Here is a 20,598-nt window from a genome sequence, read left to right on the forward strand (position 1 = left end):
TATTAGATGATAGTAACTGCATTTCTTTTTCTGTAAAAATCTTTTTGCTCATTTGTTCTCCGTCTCCATGTTATATTCTCAAGTTTTGTATTTCTTAATTATACAAAAATGTACCCTACAGAGAGAGACTTTTTTTAGTGTCTACTCTATAGGGTACATTTTAATTCTATGTATGGCCAGTTGCTCTCACCCATCGAAAAAGAAAAGGGTTTTTATGTTAGTTTTTCAATTTGCATCTATATAGATAAAATTTCACCTTTTTAATTTTTATAAATCTAACAAACGAAAGATTTTCTTAAAAAAGGAAATAAAAACCCTATCTTAGAACCTTGCTAATAAAATCCCTTTATTCCTTATCAATCATTCACTTCCCTATAGTCTATATGTATTCCTTATATGAAAGTGAATTAATAATCCACGTTTTAATATCCGCATACACTAACATCTCATGCTTAGCCTGTAATAAAAACAGATTCGTATGTTCAGTATCAGAAAAAATAAAAAATTCGTTATTTTTCAATATTTTCATACTTATTTTGTTGTTATGGATTGAAAAGTCAATGAACTCTAAAACAGAAGCCACTTTCTCTCCAGAGAAAATATTTTTGTTAATTTCTTCTTCGGATAATCCCGTTATATCAAAAGTCAAATCAATATAATGATTTAATTTTGTTAGACAAGAATTTATAGCATAATATCTTATTTCCCTCTCACTGTTCTTTTGACTATTTTTTATAAGTGGATTAATATGTAAGGAATTCTTTAACACAGATTTTGTTTCGGCTATATACGATTTTAATCTATTTAGTTTTTTCCCTTCTACAGTCTTCATTTCTATCTGTTGATAGTTCATTATGTTTCACTCCTAGTTTGTCGAATCAACATCGTTTTATATATATTAATTGATATTGCAAAAAGAATACAGAAAAATAATTTGAGAATGTGATTATTAGTTAATATATTTTAGATCCATTACATGGAATGATTCAATTTCTAATAGACTCAGAGAAAGGTGAAAACCTCCCTAAAGGTTGAGTACCTGATTCAAACTATATATATAAATACAAGTTGACTTTTTAACACCTAAGTCGCTGCTATGCAGAACAAAACATGGCCGCTACTTGCTGTCTATCTTTGTTTTAAACTTTGCACGTGGTAGGCCGCCTCTATACATGGCCAGTTGCTCTCGCCCACCGAAAAAGAAAAAGTTTTTTATGTTAGGTTTTCAATTTGCATCTGAAGATGGAAATATCGTAAAAAGATATGGGATTGAACTATAACGTATAAAGTAACAATACATTTAAAAAGTCAATACAAAAAGGTGCTTTCATAAAAAGCACCTTTTTGTATATTTATCCTTTTAGAACTTTCCTAAAAACAATTCAATACCTACACCTATATAGCACGTACCTCTGCAACTAATTTCTGACCATCTATGAACATTACAAGCTTCACTGGGTTATCATTTGCATTCTCAAATACTAAATCTAAATACGGATATGCAATCGTTGCATCCCTGCCTTTAGGCACATAGCCTACTTCTTTGGAATGTGTTGATCTCTCTACCATTTTTAATCCAACTTGATCCGCAGCGTTAAACAATGTAGAAGAAGTTTGACATACCCCTCCGCCATATCCATCCACTAGTTTACCATCTACAATCTCTTTCCCTAACTGATAACCTTTATCAGGTGTAGTATCTCCGATTAAAGAATTAAAGGAAAATCTATCTCCCTTGCCTAATACAACCCCATTGATAGTACTTGCAGACAAACGAATATTTTCAATTCTACCACCTGTAGAACCACCCAAATTCGTTTCATATCTTCCTATTACTGTTCCGTTGCCACTTCCATTCTCTGATGTTGCTACAGGTTTTTTCTCTACAATCGGCAACTGATAAGAAGACTCCCACATTCCAGTATTCATCAATTTATCAACTAACTCTTTTTCCATTAATTCATAAGAAGGTTTTCCTTCTACCCATGTACCGTCACTTTTCATACGAGAAGGAACCATCTTTGTATCTACACTCTTTGCAACTTCGCTAACTACCTTAGACACTTCTTTTTTAAATGTTTTTTCATCTTCGAAATAACCTAAACTAGCCAAATCTATCTTTTTCACTTCTTTTCCAGTTCTACCATCTACTAAACTAATACTTTTATTAACCTCCGCTTTTGCTTCTACAGTATGATCACCAATGCCACTTACTAATGTAACCTCACTAGCTTTTGCATTACATCCACTGACTACACCTAAACATAATGTCCCTAACACTAAAATACGAACCCTACGTATCAAATTACTCTCTCCTTCTATTTTCTATCTTTTTTCTAGTTTCAACAATTCTATGTATGTATAATTACATTGCTTTTTAAAATAAATTTTATGTATTACCCTCGTATTTATACCATATCTTAAGTTACTCTTTTCTTTCATAAAAGTCTACACATATTTCCTGAAAACATTCTTATCTGCTCTAAAAATCCAACCGTCTCACACCCAGTATATACCAAAAAATACACTGTGACAATTTTTATACATTCGGTATTTTATTATACCAATATTACTTAAAAATGTAATACATAATGACTCTTTTTAAGATAAATAAGTGTCCCCCATCCGCACGAATGAAAACACCATTGCTATTAAATTGACGAATGTTTTCTCCATCTCTATACTGAAAAGAGTTAACGATATGAAACAAGGTGATAATCATGGATTTTGAAATAAATTTTCTTTCCTTTTACGTCGTACAAGTAGACGGACAAGGTGAACAAGCTGATAAACGTTATAAGCATTTTCAAACGTTAGATGCAGAAGAATATGAAGACAGTCCATTAAAAGACTTTCTAGATGGAGAATTGTTAAAAATTTCGAAGCGAAAAGTAGACCGTCATCCAAAAAGTGAACAAGTCCCTACAAAAATTGGTCGCTTCATTGTTGAAATTGGTCATGAATTTGATTCAAACCCGAACTACAACCTTTTTAACCGTATTCGCTTTGCAGAAACGAAAGAAACATTTAAAGATACAAACGAACCGCTTGTCTATACATATATTGATACAAGCGCTGTACGCGGCGGTGTATTTCTCGTTGTCCAAGCAAAGCTTCGCAAATACTTCGACGATCCATTCGTCTTTGTAATGAAATGTGACTTCGAACCAAAAGTTGCCTCTATTTCTGATGAAGCAACTTTAATTCGAAATGTTGAAATGGCAATCACAACGAAAAACATGAAGTCGATTCAATATCCCTACATGCCAGAAGAAGGCATCGTAGAAGTAGGCGAACTAAAAATCCACCAAGCATCACATGCTCGCTACTTCGAAGACTTCTTAAAATTCGTTGAATACGAGCGTTCTATGCCCGAAATTATGAAAACACAAGTTATGGACATGGTATACGACCAAATTGAAGACGTCTTTGAAGAAGGCACAGAAGAACGTGAACAATTTGACCAAGCAATGGAAGTATGGGCAGCAAGTCCAAAGCGTGAAATTATGGAGCATTTCACAACCGAAGAGGTTATGGAAGCTACTGCACAAATTGTGGAGCATACCCCTGAAATCGAATTAAAGCTAAAGGCAGACCATATTTCTGTGAAAGCCTTACTTGCGGATTTTGGAGACCAGATTCATATTGCGAAAGTTAATGATAAATATGTACTGATGATTGAGGCGGATTCGCTTACGTTTGAAAAAGGTTTCTCCCCTATTGAGTTTTTGAAGCCGGATGAGCTGCAGGATGTAATTGAGCGAATTGAGAAGAAGCAGCAGTTTGGCTATGATGTGGGGGAAAATAAATAAAATAGGTGTTTTTGAACGGTTTAGTGGCCTGAAATGTGACCACTCTTATTTATCGAAAAACTTTGTGATTACCGCATTTCTATTAAATTTAGTGACCGTATTTGTGACCAAAATATGCTCTTGAAGCTTGCGTGTGAAGATTTCCATTTATTTTCCAAATTAAAAAGACAGTGAGCTTTTACAGCTCTCACTGTCTTTTATTTAGATAATAAATTTTTAATCGTATTAAATTCCGTCTACGTCAACAACTTAAAGTTTGTCAAAAAACTTCCTCAAATAATTTATCTCCAAAATTAATAGACATTATAAAAATTATTATTATCTTTATTAAAACAACGATAGACTATAAAACTGGATAAGCAACTTTTTCAAACTCACCATAATTTTTAAAATTGAATTTTGTAATTCCTATTTTAAAATGTTTCATTTTAGACACTAATAAACTATCTATATCTTCATTACAAGTTGAAATAAAGACCTGGTTTGCAAAATCCTCTTCCCTTAAATGCACTCTTAGTAAATCAATAAAAGATAAAATATTTAAATCATCCATATGTTGAATAGGGTCATCAAAGAAATAAACATTGAATTTTGAAAACCTTTTTTTAAAAGCTATACCTAGAAAAAAGCTCAAGGCTACAGTCGTTATTTGCCCCGAACTTAAAACATTGGACAAGTTTACTGTATTCCCCTCATTACCAACCGTAGTATCAACTTTTTTATTAGTTGTACCACTTGGTAAAGATATATTTATTGCAGAAAAGTTACTATGTCTATTTATTTTCCTATAAACGTAGTTAATCGGCTCTTCTAATTCGTTTTTATATTTCTTTTCTGTCTTATTAACAGCAAGATTAATATTATTTTTAATTTTTGTTATTAGTTTTTGTTTTCGCCTTAACTCATCTAACTCATTACTAATCTTATCTATTTTCTTCTTAAATAATAAATAATTATTATTATCAATAATTTTCTCTAGGTTATCAAGTTTAAGTTGAATTTTTTCTAAATCTACCTCTCGCAATATATCCTTATATTCACTAAGCTTCTCTTCATATTTGGAAATGTAATCCTTAACATACTCTAAACTATCTGTAATAACCTCATTCTGATTAACTAATTTTAAAGATTCTTCAATTTCAATATGGTATTCTTCTTTTAATTTATTTATTAATTTCTCATTTATTTCATCAATAGACAATTGATATCGACTTAAGTTATGTTCAAGTCGTTGTATCTTAATTCTTTTTTGAAGCGTATTTGAATATAATTCTAGCTTTTTATCAATAAAATTTAATATTAATTCTAATTCCCTTTTAAACTTTTCCATAAAAGTAACAGTTTTTTTCTCGATATGCGTATACTCATCTTTTAATTTTGCTAGATTATTATCCGCCTTAGTGAAAATATTTTGATTATGTTCAATAATTTGTTTAAGCGTTTCTAATGGTATTTCTTGATTACAAAGAGGACAATTATTAGATGTATGATTAGATTCAATATGTTTCTGAGCATATGAAAGAAAATTTATGAAATATAGATTTTTTTCTTCAAACTGCAACCTTTCTTTTTCTTCAGAATCAACAATAGTCCTAAGTTCGTAAAGTTTTTCAGATAAATAATAGAACTCCAATATATCATTAAAATTAGTTTCTTTTAAATCATACTCATGTTTCATTAAAAATTCATGTAATAAATTTATATACCCTTCTTCTTTCTTATGTGTTCTTAATAGAATATCATTTTTTAACTTCTCTATATTTTCTTTGAAGAAAAATAGTTCTCTCCGTTCTAATTCTAATTTATCAAAACTAAAATTCTTATCTTCAATAATTTCTTTTGTTTCTATGTAACTATTCTCGATTTCTCTTAAAAATAGTTGGTACTCGTTTTCTTTATTTTTATAGCTCAAATATCTCTTATAATTTAAGTATTTCTCATTATATTTAAGAATATTTAGAATTTCCATTAAAACATTCTTTTTTTCGTATAAATCAATTTCTAAGAAATTATCATATGTAATTTTTAACTCGTTAGGTAATAACCACGAATTATAATTATCTAGATACTGTTTAAAAAAACTTGTATTTTTATTATTTAGTACTTCTTTACCTGAATCATATAGTAATTTATATTCTTCTTGCTTGTCTTTAATTTTTACAATAACTCCATCTGATAATTTTTTAATATTATCTCTGTATAATGAAAATTTATTCTCACCAAATAGTACAGAAAGCATACTATGTAAGCTCTCCCTGTTTTTCTGAAGAATCTTTAAGTTTTTTTCATGAGAACATAAATGATAACTAGAAAATTTTTCGGTTAGTCTGTATGAATTTAACTGTTTTTCTTTAAATAAAGAGTCTATCCATTCTCCACTTATTTCCTTAAAATCCTCCTTAATTTTTAGAGATAACGTTGTATTCTCCTTAAGGTAATCTTTATTATAAGTGTTACTTTCCCTTTTAATTTCATATTCCATATTATCTAATAAAAATTTCATAGTAACATTTGCATATTTAGATTTATTTTTATTAGACATATTATTAATTACAGATTGTTCTGTTGGGTTTCTCCTGTCTTTTTTTACTTCTATGTTCTCACTTATTCTACTAATTTTCCCTGTTAGTACCCACTCTATTGAATCAAAAAAAGTAGTTTTCCCGTAACCATTTGGGCCTGAAAACAAGAAAACTTTACTGTCTTTTGGAAAATCATAGACTAGTTTCCCCTCATAACCTCTAAAATTCTCTACTTCTACATTTAAAATTCTAAAACCTTTTCCATCCATTAGACTTTGTCACCTCTCACTAAAGTAAGTATATTATTTATATCTTTTTCAACAATTTTTTCTTTATTTAGTAGCTTAATTATTGGCTCAGCTTCAACTATCTTTCCCAATTTTTCTAAGACTAAATTATCTAAATCATCATTTGAATTAGATTGTGTGAATTTTTTCTTATTAAACGGAAAAAGTTCCATATCTTCCTTACAACTATCAATATGTATAATAATTTTTTTAGATGTATATTTGTCTTGTTCTAATATTCTTCTAGTTTTTAAATCTATATTTTTTGATACAATAACAAAATTCAAATTGTAAGCTAAATCCGTACTATTCATTGCTATTTCATTTTGATAATCAAAAATTTCATTCTCATATCCCCAAATTTCCTCAGCACTTTTTAATTCTTCTATATATTTTATAAAATATATTTCATATCCGTTTGTAAAAATAGCATTAAAGGTATTACTACTTAGGACTTCACTTTTTTCAAATGAGTGTTCATAAAATACTTGGTAAATTTCTTCTAACTTTTCCATCGTTCTATCTCACATCCAAATTTAAAAATATTTGCACAGTCGGAGTAATCATTATAATCATCATCTTTTAAGCAATTAATACATTTTATATGTAATTCCCTTTTTTTTCTGTCAATTCTTTTTTTTATAACTCCTATATTATCTGACTGACCTTTACTAATATCTATCTTTGAAATTTCTCCTTTTTTATTTCCTTTAAAAAGGATTAAATCAGGATAATTGTTATCATAACAATATATATATTTTTTCATTAGCGTATTTAGGCCCCAAATTCTACTACTTTTATCATATCCCCCCAGTAAATTTACATAATATTCTTTACTATCTTCTTTAGCTTTTATCATCCAGTATCCATTCCCAATAAACCCTAATAACTCACTAATATCGTTTACTGTTTTTTCAATATGTTTTTTATAAAAATATATTTTTACTAGTCTTCTTAAAAAAGTATCAATGTTATGTGTATGTTTGTAAAAATATTTGACTTTATTGCTTAAAAAATCTTCTTTACTTATTGACTCTGGGATTAAACTAATTAAAAAATAATATTTTTTCTCATCACTTTCTTCTAATTGATTTAAGATGAAACTCTTTATTTCATTCAATATTTTCAAAAGTTCTTCATCAAGATATTGAATACCCTCAATTTCTTCATAATATTCATCATGATTAATCTCTTCTTCTAGTGCTTCAATTAATTTACTCATAGTTACTTTGATATCATTATTTTCTGCTACTTCATTTTCCTTTTTTAAATCACTAATATCTTCTTTAATTGTATTAATATCAGCCCCCATGGATTCAAAGTTTGCTCCTAAATTGTTCACTAAGGTTTCCATAGCATTCCATCTATGGTCAACAAGAAAATTCCGAATTTCATTAACCTTGCTATTAAACAAATATATTAGTTCTTTCTTTGTTAAATAAAAACCATGATTGGAAAAATTATTAACAACATATGTCCATGCCCAGGAATAGAAGTCTTCAGCTAAATCTACTTTTTCTTTATCTTCCTTAAAAACATCACGAATAATGGAAATATTTTTATCCATAGTAGATTTTAAATCTAATGATGTTATTATTTTGCAGTTATTAATAAATTCTTTTTCTAAATCCTTGTCTTCACTCCCAATTCCATTTATTAACTTCCGAATTTCTCCTTGCAATTCAATATTTTTCTTTGCTTTAGATTTCAATGCAGATTTAAGAATTTCTTCTACATCTTTCTCTCCTGAATAATCATATTTAATTAATATAAATCTAAATACATCTGAACTACCACCAGTTTTAGCAATTAAAAAATTTTTATAAAAATACAGTAAAGGTTCAGTATATTTAGAATCTGTAGTTTTAGTTTCATGATGTTTAACTTGGACTATGTTAATTTTTCCATTTTCATTTACTAAGTCTTCTCGTTCTAAAATGTCCTCAACTTTTTCTATATAATACTTAGTTGTATCTATATCTGAACTTAAAACACGATTTAATGTTAAATGAATTTGAAAGAAATAACCTTTTATTGAACTATCAGCTTTTCTTTCCTCAATATCCATCTTTTTAATTAACTCTTCCAAACCTACATCTATAACCTTCTTAACCATCTCTTCCTCCTAAAATCCCTATGCCCTTCTTATTCGATAGGAATATTGTACCATATTCTAGATAGAAAATAACTTTAGATAGAAACTATAATATCCGAATTTTACTAATACACACCGGAAATTTTTCTGCTAATTCATACTAACAAAGTTCTTTTGGTGCTCCTAAAATCCTATTTTGTAAAATTATTTGGATTCATCACTTTCCTCTCAAAGCTTTCTAATCACAACTGTATTTTTATACCTATTCTCTATAAATTCTTACAATAATGATTAATGCAAGTGATACACATTTCATCATAAGTGTTGTAAAAAAATTCCACATCAATAAACCTAACATATAAAAAGTATCTTATCCCCTCTGGAAAATCCCCCAGAGTGCGGGAGTGGTTGTGCTTATACACTATTTACTATATAAAACATTCAAAAAGGTGATAAGTACCCCTGACAGCCTTCTAACCCAAAAGTACACTTCATTTTACAAATGTTTATAAAGCAACACACCCACTTTTACAGCCAACAAAAACACCTAGTTTAATACTCTAGACAAAAATCCAATCTCGAATTATTAACCAATATATATTTATAATCCAATATACACTTCACCTTTTCCTCTTATAAATGAAAACTAATTCACAGAAAAGAACAGGATATCTGCTCCTGTTCTACATACTAAACCATATATATTCAACTTCTTACCATAATCAATCATTATTCCTATTGTTTCTGTTCTTCTTGATATGTAGTAGCAATTTCATCTAATTTCTCCAGCATTTTAGTAGCATGAGATAAGCCCTCTATATAATCATTAGCATACTTAATTTGCAGAAAAAGCTTCATTGTATTTTTAAGTTCTATTAATTCTTGCATACTTGAAGCAAGGGCATCTAGATTTTTTTTATATTTTATAATTCCTGATAAATCATTCATATTATTCTCAACGCATTTGTAAATATCTTCACTCTTTGCAATTGCTTCTCCAATTTTTTTAAAGTCTACTGTTTGATTATCCTGACTGCTAGATTGTATAACTTTCTCTTTTACTTCTTTAAATAATGGCGAGCAAATTTTCAACTAATTAACTAATTAACTAATTAACTAATCTTTCATCTGTATTTGATAACTGCGATGATTTTTTTACATTATTTCCTTGTTCTTTAACAGTTTCCTCAGTCTTAACCTCTTCTACCTGCTCATTTTTGCGTTCTTCATCTTTAGCTTTCTCATCAGTTTTAGCAGAACAGCCATTCATTAATACTACTATCAATAATATAACTCCCCATTTATTCTACAGCCGTATATTTCACCGCTACATTAGTTTCAATCTGGTCACCTGCGTTTAATGTTATTACATACTCTGGTAAAAAGTTATCATAACCATTTCCTAAAATGATATTTGTTTTACTTCCCCCATTAACAAAATAGTTACCCGAACCCTTATTAGGTTCAATTTTATAACGTCCAGCAGGGATATCCTTTCCTATAGTAAAAGTTCCTGCAACCATAATTCTTGGCTCTTGTTTTTTCTCTATTACACCTTTTGTTAACATTTCTAATTCTCTTTTCTTATCATTAATTTGAGTATCTAATGACGAACTTTCTTGCTTTTTTTGTTCCGTAGTTGCTTGTAAGCCTTCAATATTATTCGAAATTTCATCTTTCTTATTCACAAGTGACTTTACTTCTTGATACTCACTTCTTACACTCTCTAATTCTTCCTTTTTTTGTTTTAGCTCTTCTTTTTTCTCTTTGATTTCTTCTTGCCTTTTATCTATTTCTTTTTCTATTTGTTCAACTGTGACTTTTTTATCACTTAAATCTATTTTTGCATTGTTAAAACCAATTTTCTTCCCAATTAATAAAGCGATTACAATAAGTATTATGGTTAAGATAATGAAAATTACAAATTCTATTCTGATTTTTTTAGGTCGAGCTGTACTATCAGTTTCTATTTTTGCCATCTAAATTCCCCCTTATAATTATAATCCATACAGGGTATAATTTGAATTTTCTAATATTTAATTATGCGTAATACCTTTGTCTATTAACGGTTTTTTCCATTTATTCATTTGTAATAAAAAACATGTAATATGATTACGCAAAAGTTATATATAAATTCTCAAAATTCATTTGATAAAATTCTTCTTTTATTCATAACATACCCCACCGCCCACTTCATGATTGCACACGTATAAAACATCTCAATTAACAGTTTTTTCATTCAAATCACACGTATCAAGTATTCAACATGATTGCGGGAGTGTAATATATATAAATCTTCTTCTATTTACCTATTTTCTCTCTAATTTATTCACAATTCCACACTAAACCACCATCAAGAAGAAATGTTTTTTCAAGGAAGTTTTAATTTATTTATGTTCGTGAAATGCTTAATTAGCCTTATGTTTTTTCACCTAAGGCTAATCATAAGTCCCATAATTTTCAAAATCAATTCTTAAGTTTTATCTACATAGATGCTACTTGCCGTATTAAGTTACCACAACAACACTTCAACTTAAATAAGCTTTATATCAGTTGAAGTGTTGTTTTCTATATAGTCAATATCAATATGTTTAGGTTCAAAATAACTAGTTAATCCGTAAAATATCAATAACATCTCCCACATTGGAAAATATTCTTTAAACACTTTCAAATATTTAATATGTCTATCATCTGACCTATTATTTTCCCTTTCTTGTCGTCGCTCTGCCGAATTAAGACAATGCTCTGTAAAAGAATCTTTAAAATCTTTCATCATAGAATGAATATTGTCCTCGCTTAATCCATAGCTGATAACTAACTCATCTTTTTCAATTAGTTTGTCAAAGTATTCATTGAGAATCTTATCTGATACTTGCACTACACATCCATGTGATTCATAAATGTATTTGAAGCCCATTTCTGTTAAAGATTCTTTAAAATCATTCTTAAACGCTTTTACAGAAGGATTTTTCGACTTAAATCTCAAGTCTTTTAATATAATATTATGCTTTTTACACAAGTCTCTTTTGATATTAGCAATTTCAGTCAATTCTTGTTTAGATAATGCTCTATGTTCAGTGTTCAATTGACAACAATACATTTCTACAGTATGTACGATGATATTATGCTTTGCCAACTTATGAAATACAGACGCTAAATTCCTTTTTAGCCTATTTAATTCAGTTGTAATGAAATGTTCTAACATTACAATATCATTATCAGAAAATTTGTTACCGTATTTTTCCTTTAATAGTTCTAAATGCTGTTTCATTAATTTTTCGTTATAAGAAGCATTAATAATTTTCCAATCAACTAAGCCAAACCTTAGTAACCATTGATTCAATGACATTGATACAAAGTTGTTTTTGCAGTTTTGTAAAACATAATTTAATACCAAACTATTGATTTCAAGTTCATATGGCACTATTGCTCCATTATCTCTTCTGTTGTCCTCCCTATCCATTTTAAAATCATATTCTCCTCTACAAACAATTATTCTCTTCTTACCTTTACCTTCAACTTTAACTGTTTCATAATGTTGTTGAATTGTTTTGATAAGGCTTTCAAAAGTTCTTTTGTTTAGATTTCCATTGTTCTTAATTAAAGATTTTTTTTGTTTTTCATTTCCAAACTTTCCAACTGCATCAGCTAATGTGAATTTTATTTGCATTTACATCTTTCCTCTCAATTTTGAATTTCATTTCTGTGCAAGATTAATTTTAAAATATAAAAATTTATATTTTAAAATTAATCTTGCACAGTTTTTTTTCATCCTCTTATCTATTCGTAAATCTTGTGGGGGAAACTGTCAAAGTTGCAAAGTTTTCCGCTAACGCTCCAAATTTTGCAATTGGCGTCAGTTTCCCCCACACCCCCTTCAACGCCTAAACTATTAATTATCTGTTTGTGTATTTTCATACTGTTTCTTCCTTTTTTAACGAAACCCGATTATTCTTTAATCTTATATTTTTTTAATACCTCTAAAATATCTTTTGCAAAGCTTCTATACTCGGGTGAGATGCTCGCTAAAATATTTCCGCCTAATTCACTATTAATATTTAATAAATGTACAATTACTTTAAAATTTGGTGCTAACTCGGTATCCTCTATGATATTAATAATTTTGTTAAGGGTTGTTATATTAGACGAATCTATACGTAAGGGTTCTCCAACTTTCTCTTTATAAATAGAATCACTAAAATTTAATGTTTCTTCCTGTATAAGACTCTCCATACCTTTTCTTATACGATTCCGCTTTTTCTCTCCCTCAATATCATCGCTCAAAAACCTTATTTCTTCTTCATATGTTCCCTTTAAGTAATAGCCAATGATTTCTCCTTCTTCATTGTACTCAGGTATTTTTATGTCTTCAGAAACACTTTTCAAATATGTCATTGTTATCTCTGCTTTTTCTATATGGTCAAGTTCCTTCTGAAAATAGCTTTCAGGTAAGTTAAAAATACTGGATAATTGCTCTAAACGTTTTTTAGGAATCTTTCTTCTTTGTTTCAACCAATCTTGAATTGTTTGTTTTGAAATACCTATACTCTCCGCAATTTCCTTGTATTCCAGATGAAATTCTTTCGCAATATACTCTAATCCAATCATCTTCTAGCTCCCTTTTTTTATAGTAATTGATTAAAATAAAAACAACGACATACCTAGTATGTCTTTCGTATAATATATCATGACATACACGGTATGTCAAATAAACATATTACATAGAACATAATTGCTGATTTGACATTTCAAACTGATTTACACAATTCTGTTTCCATTCCACTAATTCTATTTATTCATAAAATAAACTAATAAGGAGGAAGAAGCACTCCTTATTAGTTTATAAAAATACATTATGACTCCAATTAAACATAAGTTCATTAGAAAGCAAATCTTCTAATAAAAAATAATCACGGCCTTTTTATCTATTTTCTAATATGTCCATCGCTTTGAAGCCATTCCTCAAACCATTGAACATGTATACCATGATATTCAAAATACCTATATATATCTTTTATATTCGAGTAACCATACCAATCATTTTGATGCACAGCCTCAACATTCGCTCTTGAAATATTTGATAACTCTTCATCTTCGGAATCCCCCATTAATACCGATGCGAGAAATAGTTCAAAACAATTTTCTTCATCTATACTAATTTCTTTCAATACCTTAGATAGTATTACTTCTAAAACAGAATATTGATATTTTTTATTGTTCTCTATATAGAAATCTACTATATAAGAAACTTTAATTTTTTTATTAGTCCCTTGAATTAAGTCTAGAGCCGATACATTGATATGCTGATTTTCATCTTTCATAAAGGAAGACAATACTTCATCAGGAGGACTTAAATGTATATAAACATGCTCCCAATCATTTTCCCACGCTTTTAGACCTAGATGTAATCCAATTGCTCTAGCAGTAAATACCGATATTATTGATATGATTGAATCTGAATTATTCGTCAAATTAAAAAAGGGAGGTAACATCCAAATCACCTTATCCTTGTATGTAATTCTTCCATGAGCGACTGCATTTCGTATTTTCACTAATTTATTAACTAAAAAATAAGTTTGGTCATCTAGCATATTATAACTCTTTAAAAAATAATTTATTTTACTAGCAATGGACATTTCTTCACTAACAAGTAAGCTTTTTAATAACTTGAATTTAGAATTTACAGTATTATTTAAACTATTCCCTCGTTGATTTAATATCTTAGAGGTAAATTCTCCTACAAAATTTTTAATTTGCTTATCTGCTTCTTTTTTTAAGTTTTCATAATAGCCCTCTACTAATAACTCTAAGATATGAAAATATGTTAAAATCACCTCATCATGATATATATCAACTTCACTTTCCATTTCCATATATCGTGCTTTTCTCCACCTATCCAACAAAGTAATTACTAATGATTTAGATTTAGGTTCAGATAGCTTATCTAATAAAACATGCAAGTCGTCAGAATAGTCAACACCTTCAATAATGAGTTTTTGCTTCTTCAATTCCTTATTGACCTCATTTTCAGTATTCACTACGTTTACTTCTCCTGCTCGATGTTCATATATAGTGAATGGTATTCCTGAAAAATAAGAAAGAATCCCTTGAATGATTAAAATTTGAGGTCTTATATACCTATTAATTTCATGTGGTCCATCTATCGAGGGGATTACTCTAATACTTTCCATAATAAGTTTTTTTTCTTTTGAAAATACATATGTATTTTCAAATTTAAATTCAATATCCATTTTTAATTCAATATCATATTCATTTCTAGAAAAGACTACTCTCTCTAAATTATCACTCATTTTCTTTAACCACCTTCTATAAGTTATCACTCTTTATTTACCCAATTCATAACAACTATATTTCACTAAAACAAATCTTCTATGTAACATATCAATTTTACAATTACTATTTTAACATAATTTAAATACTACACTTTTCTAAAATTCAATTTAATTACATTTTATTCATTCTGATTATACGAGCTACACTACCAACACCTACTTCTCTAACAAAGCAAAAAGCCCATACATAATAATGTACAGACTTAACATACATATTAAATCCTCGTGTATGCACCTAAAACTTTCTTGCTTTACTATTTTATCAAATTTCAAAATACATTCCACTTCTAGCACAAAATATTAATTAAACTAATTCCATTTCCTAATAAATTCTTTCAGTCTAAAATATTACTAATCAATTTCCCTATATCTCAATGATTTTCTCTCACCAACTCTAATCTTACTCTAGATATCATGTTAAAATAGAATTAGGAAATCTTCACAGCTTAAAGAGCAACTTTCTAAGGAGGTTGTTCATACTGTGAAAGGTAGTATAACTAAAAATAAACAAACAGGAAAATGGGATTTTATCTTTAACGCTGGAATAGACCCTATGACTGGTAAACGCAAACAGATTAGAAGAAGAGGCTTTGAATTGAAACGCCATGCAATGGATGAAATGACAAAATTAAAAGCAGAGATTTTGGAAAATGTGTTTGTCGATGTAACCGCTATGACATATGAGAAATACATGGGAGAATGGTTTGAAGAACGAAGAAATCATCTTCAAAAAACAACGTTTGATATTCACTTCATTTATTATCAGAACGTCATAAAACCCATGCTTGGTCATTTTAAAATCCAACAGATAACTCCTCTTCATATTCAAAAGTTTGTCAATAAGCTAGTCAGTGAAGCGAAGTATTCAGAACATACTGTACATCTAATTTATCGGATTGTAAGTGCATCGCTCAAAAAAGCTAAGGTCATGAAGATTATCAAAGATAATCCAGCAAGCGGAATCACTCTTCCCAAAATCAAACGAAAAGAAATGAATATTTGGTCACTAGAACAAGTAAATCATTTTATCAGTGCAACCAAATCAATAAATCGTTTAACTCGTTGCTATATTGGCTTTTTGATAGCTCTCTTTACAGGAATGAGACAAGGTGAAATTTTAGGCTTACGTTGGAAAGATGTTGATATGGATAACCAAACCATTTATATTAGGCAAACTTTAACACAAGAAGCAGAACTAAAAGCTGGTGCAAAAAATAATAGCAGCATTCGCTCTATTCATATTTCTAATAAACTAGTTTCTGAGTTAAAAGCACATAGAAAACTAGTGTTAGAAGAAAAACTACTATTAGGACAAAACTATAACAATTTTGATTTAATTATTTGCACACGAAGCGGAAAACCCATCATACCAAGAAATTTCCGTAAAGAGTTCTATAACTTGACTGAAAAAATAGGTTTGCCTAAAATACGTTTCCATGACCTAAGACATACACATGCGACAATTTTGATTCAACAAAACGTCAACGTAAAATTAATCTCTGAACGTCTAGGGCATGCTGAAATTGGTACAACACTAGACACTTATAGCCATGTACTACCTAACATGCAGAAAACTGTGTCCGATGAATTGGATAAAGTCATTGAGATGTGACCAAACTAGTGACCGCTTAAAATCATACTACATGAAACCCTTATAGCACTAAGACTCAAACGCTTTTCACCCGTACATGCCAGAAGAAGGCATCGTGGAGCCTGGCGAACTAAAAATCCACCAAGCATCACACGCCCGCTACTTCGAAGACTTCTTAAAATTCGTCGAATACGAGCGTTCTATGCCCGAAATTATGAAAACACAAGTTATGGATATGGTATACGACCAAATTGAAGACGTCTTTGAAGAAGGTACAGAAGAACGAGAGCAATTTGACCAAGCAATGGAAGTATGGGCAGCAAGTCCAAAGCGTGAAATTATGGAGCATTTCACAACGGAAGAGGTTATGGAAGCTACTGCACAAATTGTGGAGCATACCCCTGAAATCGAATTAAAGCTAAAGGCAGACCATATTTCTGTGAAAGCCTTACTTGCGGATTTTGGAGACCAGATTCATATTGCGAAAGTTAATGATAAATATGTACTGATGATTGAGGCGGATTCGCTTACGTTTGAAAAAGGTTTCTCCCCTATTGAGTTTTTGAAGCCGGATGAGCTGCAGGATGTAATTGAGCGAATTGAGAAGAAGCAGCAATACGGGTATGGTATAAGAGAAGGTGAATAAAATTGCGAGCTGTTCTGTGATCATTGTTGTGACCACAAAACAGCTTTTATTATAAGGTTTCTGAACAATTTTGTGACCAATTTAATGTAAAAATAATTCTGTTCCTTAACTTGTGAAAAGCGTTCTTTTAATTAAATTACTGCAAAAAGAGAGTACTTTTTATTTATAAGCATTCTCTTGTAATAATTGATGTCTATATCATGAAGAAATGGTATCCCCGTTTATCGAATTTGAATAGGATTTCCTCAACCTCAAAAACATATTTCTTTGTCACAGTTCTTTGTGCATCCTAATATTTTAACTCAAGATCTTCAGCTTGAGTTAATAATTACTTTAACAAGTTATACATACCTTGACATAGACCAGCTTCATCATCTCGTCCAGCTAACGCAAATTTATCTATTACAACATTTAGTTTTCTTAACATCTTCCTTCCAATGATGTATTGTAGGTTTATTCCTCCTTGTTTTAATAATCAATACTTATCCTCTTGGTACTCTGCCCCGAACAATAAATTCCTCTGCAGTTTCATGAGTGAAATACTTTTTCCCTTTTCTTTTAACCTTTACATGTAATAGGAATATGCTTTGGTCGTTTCTATATGTGACCAGATGCTCTTGTTCCCCTCTAAAAACCAAAAAGACATTATGTCGTTTTTCAACTTAAATATTTGCATGCAATCTATATATAAATCCAATTTATTTTTTTACATATAGATTGTATGAAAAAAGGAACCTGCACTTGTTTGCTCTTTTTGGTTTTCGCTGCGCATGTGGCAGAAATAGACCCTGACCGATTCTATGCATGGCCAGTTGCTCTTGCCCACCGAAAAAGAAAAGGGTTTTTATGTTAGTTTTTCAATTTGCATCTATATTTTGTTCATAAAAGAGTAATATAGTCTTTCAATCTTTGAAACCATTACATCCTGAGTTAAATGTCGCCGTGAATAGGCCTGTGCCTCTCTTCCCAATCGCTCGCGAAGACTCTCATTTGTTAACAGCAATTTAATTGCATCGGAAAGTTGTTGCACATTTCCGGGTTCACAAATGATCCCTGTTTTTCCGTTTTGAATCATTTCCGGTATGCCACCGCAATTTGTTGTAATAATAGCTTGACGAGTAAACATAGCTTCAATAACTGAAATTGGAAAGTTATCGTTAATAGTAGGTAATACATAAATTGTAGAAACAGAAAGAATTTCTGGTATATCTGTTCTTCTGCCAAAAAATTTAACATTGTCAAGGCCGAGTTCTATTACTTGATTTTCTAGCCTTTCTCGCATGACACCATCCCCAACAATCCATACCTCTACATTCGATAGATCTTGTTGCATTTGTGAGAGTGCTTTTAGAAGAATCTCATGACCTTTTCTAGGCGAGAGGCGAGAAACACAGGAAATGACAAGTTTGTTATTATACTTCGTTTTAGATTTTGAATCTTGCGGAAAATCTATACCTGTATGAATAGTAATTAATTGCTCTTCCTTTGCTCCGTATTCTTTTAAAGGAGAATGAAAAGAATTACTGATTGTTATGATTTGATCCGCTGCTCTTATTCCCTGTTTTTCAATTTCACTGAAATACGCTTCTTCAATCGATCCTTTTTCTATTTTATCAAATTTTAATCGGCTCTTTGTGAAATGCCCATGCGGTGTAAAAAAAAGTGGTTTCTTATATTCTAGGTTTAGTTGTCCTAATAAAAAGGCCGCGAATAAATCTTGTGCATGAAAGACATCATATTGCTCTAAGCTTTTTTCTCTTAAGAAAGACTTAAAAACATTCAAAAAACTTGTGTTTTTGATAATTTTCTCATTCACTATCCCATATCGTTGTAACATAAAATCCCTTGCATATTCTGCAGCTTTCGGAATATCTGTCTCTAAATGAACTGCTGTCATTTGAGTAGGAGAGATGACTTCTACGTCATGACCATACTTTTCAAAGCCAGTTTTTAAAGAAGTAATATAGTTTGATAATCCACCTGTATTAGGATATTTCAAAAATGTTACATAAAGAATTTTCATTTTTTTTATTTTACTTAATGTGTTATCTTTTTTAATTCCAAACGTCTGAAACGGTTCGTTTATATGATCCTTTTTATTCTCTATTTGATAGTATTCATCCATGATTTTTAGTAGGCTCGTATGGAAAGGATCATTCCATTCATTTCGTCTTTCCTTCGCTGTATTCAGAAGTATCTCCTCCTCACTCAGCTGATTATGAAAATTGTATATATGTTATAAACCTAATTCACTCCCCCAGGTAGATATTTTTTCAAGATGATATGGTAATAATTCACCGCCGCGATTATCAAATATTCTTCGCAGCTGAGTATGCAGTCCCTTTTCTAATGTTCTTTGCAAATACGCCATTTTATAAAGGTCCATTGGATTTGTTTTAAAGTTTATGCCCTTCTTTTGCATTTCTCTTGCATAGACTTCCACACAATGTGTACGAATTTCTTCTGCACTGCTTTGCCAATCTTTTCTGAAGCCTAATAAAATTTCAACTAGAACAACCATATCAAACCAAATGGGTGCATATTTAGTTGACTCCCAATCGATAAACTGGATATGCCACGGTGCATGTAGTGTTACATTATTACTGCAAATATTTTGCAAATGAAGATCGCCATGCGTTATTGATGAACCATTTTCAAATAGTTCCGGAAAAAAATCCGGCCCTTTGTTATATAGTTTTACTAGCGATTTGTAATGAGGCTTAATCATTGCCTTTAAACGATCGTCTTTCATTCCATCATCGAGAAAATCAATCGTCTTTTCAATTTGTTTCGTTCGATCATTCCTCATGCGGCTCGATTCATAAATAGGGAGCCAAGTTTTCCAAGCATATTTATGTTTTTTATAATTGTCTTCAAATGTGTGTGCGTGAAGTTTAGCAAGAGTGGGAATAATGTAATCAAAATGTTTCGGCAAAAAGGTAATCTGACCTCGTATTTGACGTACAAACTCCATAAATATCCAAGTCTCATTTCCATTTTGTTCAATATGATATATTTCAGGAAGAAATTCTTTCAACATAGGATAAACTCTATCATATATATTAATCTCTATTTCGTTTTTGTAATCTGCTGAATTATATATTTTTAAAATGATAGGATAGGAATCAGTTTTTGTTTGAATAAATAATTTATAAATGCTACTTCTTCTTGTTGATTTTAAACACTCTATTTTATCAGAATTTATTACAACTCTCTTATTCATTGAATAAGAGAGTTTTTCTGCAATTTTTAACTTATCAAAGTAACCGGATAATCCTTTTGCCTCATACAA

The 20,598-nt window shown here is 30.1% G+C and carries 15 protein-coding genes and 1 pseudogene; 3 read left to right on the forward strand and 13 right to left on the reverse strand.

All coding sequences use genetic code 11. The annotated features are described in order from the left end of the window. Positions 1–379: 379 nt before the first annotated feature. Together H280_RS0115615 and H280_RS0115620 are read right to left on the reverse strand one after the other, a co-directional pair. A complete protein-coding gene (locus tag H280_RS0115615) occupies positions 380–853 on the reverse strand; it encodes a hypothetical protein (protein WP_020062077.1) in 474 nt (157 codons plus the stop codon). A gap of 542 nt (positions 854–1,395) precedes the next feature. Beyond that, a complete protein-coding gene (locus H280_RS0115620; RefSeq protein WP_020062078.1) occupies positions 1,396–2,304 on the reverse strand; it encodes a VanW family protein in 909 nt (302 codons plus the stop codon). A gap of 416 nt (positions 2,305–2,720) precedes the next feature. On the opposite strand from H280_RS0115620, the gene H280_RS0115625 reads away from it, so the two are divergent. After that, positions 2,721–3,812, forward strand: coding sequence for a DUF3900 domain-containing protein (locus tag H280_RS0115625; protein WP_020062079.1), 1,092 nt, complete (start codon positions 2,721–2,723; stop codon positions 3,810–3,812). Between the two features lie 343 nt (positions 3,813–4,155). Here the strand turns inward: H280_RS0115625 and H280_RS0115630 are convergent, their stop codons facing one another. From H280_RS0115630 to H280_RS0115675, 9 genes are all read right to left on the reverse strand, one after another. Further along, positions 4,156–6,603 carry an AAA family ATPase gene (locus tag H280_RS0115630; RefSeq protein WP_020062080.1) on the reverse strand — a complete coding sequence of 816 codons (2,448 nt, stop codon included), beginning with the start codon at positions 6,601–6,603 and terminating at the stop codon, positions 4,156–4,158. Beyond that, positions 6,603–7,136: a hypothetical protein gene (locus H280_RS0115635; protein ID WP_020062081.1), complete on the reverse strand. Its 534-nt coding sequence runs from the start codon at positions 7,134–7,136 to the stop codon at positions 6,603–6,605. The genes H280_RS0115630 and H280_RS0115635 overlap by 1 nt, the downstream gene beginning before the upstream one ends. After that, positions 7,124–8,737 carry a hypothetical protein gene (locus tag H280_RS0115640; protein WP_020062082.1) on the reverse strand — a complete coding sequence of 538 codons (1,614 nt, stop codon included), beginning with the start codon at positions 8,735–8,737 and terminating at the stop codon, positions 7,124–7,126. Before H280_RS0115640 ends, H280_RS0115635 begins: the two co-directional genes overlap by 13 nt. A gap of 714 nt (positions 8,738–9,451) precedes the next feature. Further along, positions 9,452–9,808, reverse strand: coding sequence for a hypothetical protein (locus H280_RS26535; RefSeq protein WP_020062084.1), 357 nt, complete (start codon positions 9,806–9,808; stop codon positions 9,452–9,454). A gap of 16 nt (positions 9,809–9,824) precedes the next feature. Beyond that, a complete protein-coding gene (locus H280_RS26540; RefSeq protein WP_020062085.1) occupies positions 9,825–10,001 on the reverse strand; it encodes a hypothetical protein in 177 nt (58 codons plus the stop codon). A 16-nt stretch (positions 10,002–10,017) separates the two neighbouring features. Continuing rightward, complete coding sequence (locus H280_RS26170; protein ID WP_020062086.1) at positions 10,018–10,695, reverse strand: hypothetical protein; 678 nt, start codon at positions 10,693–10,695, stop codon at positions 10,018–10,020. Positions 10,696–11,249: 554 nt separating this feature from the next. Further along, entirely contained in the window at positions 11,250–12,386 is a 1,137-nt protein-coding gene (locus tag H280_RS23720) for a hypothetical protein (protein WP_020062087.1), read from the reverse strand. A 278-nt stretch (positions 12,387–12,664) separates the two neighbouring features. Beyond that, positions 12,665–13,324: a helix-turn-helix domain-containing protein gene (locus H280_RS24455; RefSeq protein ID WP_020062089.1), complete on the reverse strand. Its 660-nt coding sequence runs from the start codon at positions 13,322–13,324 to the stop codon at positions 12,665–12,667. Between the two features lie 317 nt (positions 13,325–13,641). Then, positions 13,642–15,027: a hypothetical protein gene (locus tag H280_RS0115675; RefSeq protein ID WP_020062090.1), complete on the reverse strand. Its 1,386-nt coding sequence runs from the start codon at positions 15,025–15,027 to the stop codon at positions 13,642–13,644. 523 nt (positions 15,028–15,550) lie between these two features. On the opposite strand from H280_RS0115675, the gene H280_RS0115680 reads away from it, so the two are divergent. Together H280_RS0115680 and H280_RS23730 are read left to right on the forward strand one after the other, a co-directional pair. Continuing rightward, positions 15,551–16,681 carry a site-specific integrase gene (locus tag H280_RS0115680; protein ID WP_020062091.1) on the forward strand — a complete coding sequence of 377 codons (1,131 nt, stop codon included), beginning with the start codon at positions 15,551–15,553 and terminating at the stop codon, positions 16,679–16,681. Positions 16,682–16,748: 67 nt separating this feature from the next. Beyond that, a pseudogene (locus H280_RS23730) lies at positions 16,749–17,306 on the forward strand (DUF3898 domain-containing protein); the annotation flags it as partial. A gap of 868 nt (positions 17,307–18,174) precedes the next feature. Here the strand turns inward: H280_RS23730 and H280_RS0115695 are convergent. Both H280_RS0115695 and H280_RS0115700 read right to left on the reverse strand, forming a co-directional pair. Continuing rightward, entirely contained in the window at positions 18,175–19,503 is a 1,329-nt protein-coding gene (locus tag H280_RS0115695; RefSeq protein ID WP_028411260.1) for a glycosyltransferase family 4 protein, read from the reverse strand. Positions 19,504–19,542: 39 nt separating this feature from the next. Continuing rightward, positions 19,543–20,598: an aminoglycoside phosphotransferase family protein gene (locus tag H280_RS0115700; RefSeq protein ID WP_028411261.1), complete on the reverse strand. Its 1,056-nt coding sequence runs from the start codon at positions 20,596–20,598 to the stop codon at positions 19,543–19,545.

Origin of the sequence: Bacillus sp. 123MFChir2 (assembly GCF_000383235.1) — a bacterium.
Classification (GTDB): Bacteria; Bacillota; Bacilli; order Bacillales; family Bacillaceae_G; genus Bacillus_A.

What these genes read in the sequence shown, in the direction of transcription:
- H280_RS0115630 (WP_020062080.1), bottom strand. Translation starts at nt 6,603, where the DNA reads ATGGATGGAAAAGGTTTTAGAATTTTAAATGTAGAAGTAGAGAATTTT.
- H280_RS0115635 (WP_020062081.1), bottom strand. Translation starts at nt 7,136, where the DNA reads ATGGAAAAGTTAGAAGAAATTTACCAAGTATTTTATGAACACTCATTT.
- H280_RS0115625 (WP_020062079.1), top strand. Translation starts at nt 2,721, where the DNA reads ATGGATTTTGAAATAAATTTTCTTTCCTTTTACGTCGTACAAGTAGAC.
- H280_RS0115675 (WP_020062090.1), bottom strand. Translation starts at nt 15,027, where the DNA reads ATGAGTGATAATTTAGAGAGAGTAGTCTTTTCTAGAAATGAATATGAT.
- H280_RS24455 (WP_020062089.1), bottom strand. Translation starts at nt 13,324, where the DNA reads ATGATTGGATTAGAGTATATTGCGAAAGAATTTCATCTGGAATACAAG.
- H280_RS26170 (WP_020062086.1), bottom strand. Translation starts at nt 10,695, where the DNA reads ATGGCAAAAATAGAAACTGATAGTACAGCTCGACCTAAAAAAATCAGA.
- H280_RS0115640 (WP_020062082.1), bottom strand. Translation starts at nt 8,737, where the DNA reads ATGGTTAAGAAGGTTATAGATGTAGGTTTGGAAGAGTTAATTAAAAAG.
- H280_RS23720 (WP_020062087.1), bottom strand. Translation starts at nt 12,386, where the DNA reads ATGCAAATAAAATTCACATTAGCTGATGCAGTTGGAAAGTTTGGAAAT.
- H280_RS0115615 (WP_020062077.1), bottom strand. Translation starts at nt 853, where the DNA reads ATGAACTATCAACAGATAGAAATGAAGACTGTAGAAGGGAAAAAACTA.